The 4,473-nt window shown below is 57.7% G+C and carries 7 protein-coding genes and 1 riboswitch; of the genes, 4 read left to right on the top strand and 3 right to left on the bottom strand.

Annotated features, from left to right (window positions below):
• Window positions 1–508: 508 nt before the first annotated feature.
• Complete coding sequence (locus FJ398_26350) at window positions 509–811, top strand: hypothetical protein (protein ID MBM3841407.1); 303 nt, start codon at window positions 509–511, stop codon at window positions 809–811.
• Window positions 812–873: 62 nt separating this feature from the next.
• On the opposite strand, the gene FJ398_26345 is transcribed toward FJ398_26350, so the two are convergent.
• Genes FJ398_26345 through FJ398_26335 form a run of 3 tightly spaced genes read right to left on the bottom strand, consistent with a single transcriptional unit; the run spans window position 874 to window position 2,120 of the window.
• Window positions 874–1,311 carry a hypothetical protein gene (locus FJ398_26345; GenBank protein ID MBM3841406.1) on the bottom strand — a complete coding sequence of 146 codons (438 nt, stop codon included), beginning with the start codon at window positions 1,309–1,311 and terminating at the stop codon, window positions 874–876.
• A complete protein-coding gene (locus tag FJ398_26340; protein ID MBM3841405.1) occupies window positions 1,178–1,786 on the bottom strand; it encodes a response regulator in 609 nt (202 codons plus the stop codon). Before FJ398_26340 ends, FJ398_26345 begins: the two co-directional genes overlap by 134 nt.
• On the bottom strand, window positions 1,761–2,120 hold the full coding sequence (locus FJ398_26335) for a hypothetical protein (protein MBM3841404.1): 360 nt from the start codon (window positions 2,118–2,120) through the stop codon (window positions 1,761–1,763). Before FJ398_26335 ends, FJ398_26340 begins: the two co-directional genes overlap by 26 nt.
• Before the next feature lie 91 nt (window positions 2,121–2,211).
• Window positions 2,212–2,333, top strand: a riboswitch (SAM riboswitch).
• An 81-nt stretch (window positions 2,334–2,414) separates the two neighbouring features.
• Between FJ398_26335 and FJ398_26330 the strand changes: the two genes are divergently transcribed.
• Genes FJ398_26330 through FJ398_26320 form a run of 3 tightly spaced genes read left to right on the top strand, consistent with a single transcriptional unit; the run spans window position 2,415 to window position 4,303 of the window.
• Window positions 2,415–3,680, top strand: a complete 1,266-nt coding sequence (locus tag FJ398_26330) for a threonine synthase (GenBank protein MBM3841403.1) — start codon at window positions 2,415–2,417, stop codon at window positions 3,678–3,680.
• A gap of 2 nt (window positions 3,681–3,682) precedes the next feature.
• On the top strand, window positions 3,683–3,958 hold the full coding sequence (locus FJ398_26325; protein ID MBM3841402.1) for a MoaD/ThiS family protein: 276 nt from the start codon (window positions 3,683–3,685) through the stop codon (window positions 3,956–3,958).
• A gap of 45 nt (window positions 3,959–4,003) precedes the next feature.
• Entirely contained in the window at window positions 4,004–4,303 is a 300-nt protein-coding gene (locus FJ398_26320; GenBank protein MBM3841401.1) for a ferredoxin, read from the top strand.
• The last annotated feature ends 170 nt before the right edge of the window (window positions 4,304–4,473 follow it).

The following is a 4,473-nucleotide window of genomic DNA, read 5'->3' as shown; positions in this document are numbered from 1 at the left end:
CCATAAGACAATTCCTTTTGTCTGTTTGTTTATGCTGCTGCGTCCGGCATCCATGCCGGGTGGAAAACCTTTGATTCAGGCGTCTTCCGTTGTCCTGTTGCGATAGAAAAGGCTACCGCGTCCTATGACCAGAGCGCCGGGTGCCGAGGCAGGCCAAAGACCAGCCCCGGAGCAAACGCTCCGGTCAAATTCTTCTCTTCTGCTTGGAACGCTTCGCGACCCCCGACGCCGGCGGCGTTTCGCCGCCACCATTCATCCGGTCGATGGGAGCGCCCGTTGAGCTGCTCCATCGCAAAGCACAGCCAAGAAATCTGTGTCAAGGCCGGACGGCATTCGCATGAACGCGCGGGCAACTGGTCACGCGCTGCGCACTCGAATAGAATGCGGACACAGAACAGTTCCTGATGCGGAACTCAATCTCACAGGAGTGAGTTGTCGCTGGGGCGAGCCGCGAGTTGAGCCAACACGCCGTCCGCTCACCGATTCCCCGAAGACAAGAAAGGCAGGAATGCAATCCGCCAATGCGGGATCGCGCTTTCCCTGGAGAGCATCCGATCAAGGAGTGCAGCCGCCCGAATTGGAGAACTCTGTCTCCGCAATTCGCGACAACACACTTCCCGGCGGGCGCCATCCTGTTTTCAGGAAAGCGGCCTTCTGCTTGAACGGAAATCTGGCTTGGAGAAACGGCGGTGCTGAAATCGAATCCAGCCGCCGGCCGAAGAAATTACGTCATCATAAGACAAATCCTTTTGTCTGTTGTGCACCGGCATCCATGCCGATGGAAAAACTGTTTCAGGCGTTTTTCCGTTAACCTGTGCGGCAGTACAGGCCTACCGCAGCCTACTCTGTAAGTCGGACCTCTCTGGGAAAACTTTAGCTAATCTCCCGCTTTTCCGGCGCGTCCAGAACAACTCGGACCCGGCGGTAAATCTCATTCGGGACGTAGGGCTTTTGGAGGAAATCGTCCGCTCCAGCTTGCTGGATGCGGTTCATCAATTCCGGATCCAGATAACCGCTGGCCAGGATCGCTTTGACTTCGGGATTGATTTCGCTTTCCACGTGGATGAAGCCGAAGTGGCTTTTGATCACGCCGTACACGACGGCCAGTCCCAGGCCGCCGCAGCGATCCCGGCTCTTGGTGGTGAAGAAGGGTTCGAAGATGTGAATGCGAGTCGCCTCATCCATCCCGGTGCCCGTGTCGGAAACGCTGATGCAAACGTATTCGTCCTCTCGCATTTCTGGAAACACGCCTTGCCACGCGTGGCCGGGAACGACTTCCGTGCGAATGCAAAGTTCGCCGCCGTTGGGCATGGCGTCGCGGGCGTTGACGCAAAGGTTCAGCAACGACTGGTAACGACTGGTGCAATTCCATCTTTTGCGCTTGCCCTAGCTGCTCTTCGCTTTCGCGGAGTTGCTGTTCGATTCTTTTGCGTTGGACGGCGTGGCTGACAGCGCGATGAAGCAGCGCCGGAGTGATCTGCCCTTTGACCAGATAATCCGCCGCGCCCGCTTTGATGGCCTCAATATCCACTTGTTGGTCGCCGACGCCAGTCAGCATGATGATCGGCGCGGCGCATCCGAGGCGCTTGGCTTCCCGCAAGAGGTCGAGGCCATTGTGAATCCCGAGCCGGTAATCGATCAGGTACAGGTCATGTTCCCCCCGCAGCAACTGTTCGCGGCCCGCGTCATAGGTGGCAGCCCAGGTCAGATCGTAGCGTTCTTGCTCGACCTCCGAAAAGAGGTTGCGCGTGATAATGAAATCATCCCTTTCCCTCCGCCAGGTCATCGCGGGTGTACCGATACCCCAGTCCCCACATGAATTCCTGGCGTGTCCCCAACGGAAATCGATGTTGGAAATCCAGATCGTAAGTGTCCCGCGTCTCCCGATGGACCCGGTCGAACCGCTCGGTCCGATCGTAGTAAAGCTGAAGCCCCAGCTCTGAGGCTTCCGAGAAAGTGTGTTTCCATGAGCCTAACATATTCCCGCCCGAAACGGTGGCCGGCCCTTCGAGCGTGGTCATCGGCACCGGCAAAGGAAGTCCGGTAATGCGTTGGCCGATGGTCCCATCGTAGTTGCCGACGCGCTGCCGATTGCAAATCGGCGATACGGCAGACTGCAACTCTGCCCTACGGTTACAACCGCACTGGCGGAAAAACCATTTGACAGCTCGCGGAGTGCGAATCATTCTATCCGCATCCGTTGATGCAACGGTCTCATTCAGAGTGGTGAAGGGACTGGCCCGATGAAACCACGGCAACCGGCTGAAGCGCGACGCTCAGTGACGAGGTGCCAATTCCAGCTCAAGCGCAAGTCCGCTTGAGGGAGATGAGAAGAAGTCGAGCGACTTTGCCCCTTCTCATCCGAATGAGCAGGGGCTTTTTGTTGCCCCGCCAATGCGCCGCGAACGTGACCTATGGACAAATACGACGGTTTCATGAAGGCCTTGAAGTGCCGCGAGTGTGGCCGGGAATACCCGCTCACTGCCACGCACGTATGTGAATTTGATTTCGGCCCGCTGGAAGTGCTCTACGATTATGAGCGCGCCCGGCACACCCTGACCAAAGCCGCCATTCAGGGCCGTCCGAAAACAATGTGGCGCTACCGCGAACTGCTCCCCGTGGTCCGCGAGCCGACCGTGGGTTTTCAAGTCGGCTTCACGCCCCTGGTCAAAGCCGACCGCCTGGCCCGCCGGCTGGGCATCCGAGAACTCTGGATCAAGAACGACACCGTGAATTATCCGACGCTTTCCTTCAAGGACCGCGTTGTCAGTGTCGCTCTCAGCCGTGCTCGGGAACTGGGTTTCACCACCGTGGCGTGCGCTTCCACTGGCAACCTCGCGAATTCGGTTTCCGCGAATGCCGCGGCCGTGGGATTGAAGGCTTACGTATTCATCCCGGCCGACCTGGAGGAAGGCAAAATCCTGAACTCCTTGATCTACGGCGCGAACGTCATTGGCATCCGAGGCCATTACGACGAGGTCAACCGGCTTTGCGCGGAAATCGCCGGCAAATTCGGGTGGGCATTCGTGAACGTGAACATGCGGCCTTATTACGCTGAAGGCTCCAAGAGCATGGGCTTTGAAATCATGGAGCAGCTCGGATGGACCATCCCGCAGCACACCGTCGTTTGCATGGCATCGGGTTCCTTGTTGACCAAAATCCACAAAAGCTACCAGGAGTTCATCAAGCTGGGCCTGGTTCCCGAAACGCGCTACAAGATTCACGGCGCTCAAGCGACCGGATGCGCGCCGATTTCAACCGCCCACAAAGCTGGCATGGATTTCTTCAAGCCCGTCAAACCGAACACCATCGCCAAATCGCTGGCGATTGGAACGCCCGCCGACGGATTCTACGCGCTTCGTGTTTTGAAAGATTCGGGTGGCGCCGGAGAGGACGTGACCGACGATGAAATTCGCGAAGGCATCAAGTGGCTTGCCGAATGCGAGGGCATCTTCGCCGAGACCGCTGGCGGCGTCACCGTCGGCGTGGCCAAGAAACTCATTGCCAGTGGCAAGATTCCCGCCAATGATTCGGCGGTGCTCTGCATCACGGGGCACGGGCTGAAGACGCTCGACGCCGTGGTGGGCCACGCCGGGCGCACGCGAGAAATCAAACCGAGCCTGCGCGAATTCGAAGCCCTTTTAGACGCTGAAAACCAAAGCCATCTGCTAAGCCGCTAAGTATGCCAGTCCAAGTCCGAATTCCCACGCCTCTGCGCAAACTCACCAACAACGAAGAACTCGTCGAAGTGAACGCGGCCACCGTCCGCGATGCGATCACCGAGTTGCAGACTCGGTATCCGGGCATCAAAGAGCGGCTGCTCGATGACGACGGGGCCGTGCGCCGCTTCGTCAACGTCTATGTGAACGAGGAAGACATCCGCTTCTTGCAGAATCAGGAGACGCCCATCAAGAGTGGCGACGAAATCAGCATCATCCCCGCGATTGCCGGAGGATAGCGCCGATTTCAAATTTGAAATCTGAGATTTGAGATTCGCCAAGCCATGGCCCCCGCCACCAAACCCAAACCCAAGCCCGCCTCAGCCAACCGTTCGCCTCAGCGCGAGAAAAAGCGCCTCTGGCTGATGTACCCGCCGCGCCTGATTACGACGCCGGTGATCTGGCAATTGGGGCACAAATTCGATGTGATCACCAATGTTCGCCAGGCGAGCGTGACCGATGAAATCGGCATCGTTTGCCTGGAGTTGGATGGGGACCGCGCCGTCCTGAAGGAAGCCATCAAGTGGCTCGAACGCCAGGGGGTCAGCGTCGAGCCGGTCGAGATCAACGTAATCGAAAGCTAGTTGTCAGTTGGCAGTTGGCAGCAACCAGTTGGCAGTAACTGTTTGTTACGTTTCACGTTTTACGCATTACAGTTCTTTCTGCCGGCTTTTGCTGCCCCACAAACTTAAGGGCCCCGATTTACTCACTTGACCATTGGAGCCACGGGAGTTATAAAAGCCCGTGTAGCGAA

It is taken from the genome of Verrucomicrobiota bacterium (assembly GCA_016871535.1).
Classification (GTDB): Bacteria; Verrucomicrobiota; Verrucomicrobiia; order Limisphaerales; family SIBE01; genus VHCZ01.
This window is presented reverse-complemented; position numbering and strand designations above follow the sequence as displayed.

Excerpts from the sequence above, each read along its gene's own strand:
- FJ398_26350 (MBM3841407.1), top strand. The coding sequence starts at position 509 with ATGCAATCCGCCAATGCGGGATCGCGCTTTCCCTGGAGAGCATCCGAT.
- FJ398_26345 (MBM3841406.1), bottom strand. The coding sequence starts at position 1,311 with ATGCCCAACGGCGGCGAACTTTGCATTCGCACGGAAGTCGTTCCCGGC.
- FJ398_26340 (MBM3841405.1), bottom strand. The coding sequence starts at position 1,786 with ATGACCTGGCGGAGGGAAAGGGATGATTTCATTATCACGCGCAACCTC.
- FJ398_26330 (MBM3841403.1), top strand. The coding sequence starts at position 2,415 with ATGGACAAATACGACGGTTTCATGAAGGCCTTGAAGTGCCGCGAGTGT.
- FJ398_26325 (MBM3841402.1), top strand. The coding sequence starts at position 3,683 with ATGCCAGTCCAAGTCCGAATTCCCACGCCTCTGCGCAAACTCACCAAC.
- FJ398_26320 (MBM3841401.1), top strand. The coding sequence starts at position 4,004 with ATGGCCCCCGCCACCAAACCCAAACCCAAGCCCGCCTCAGCCAACCGT.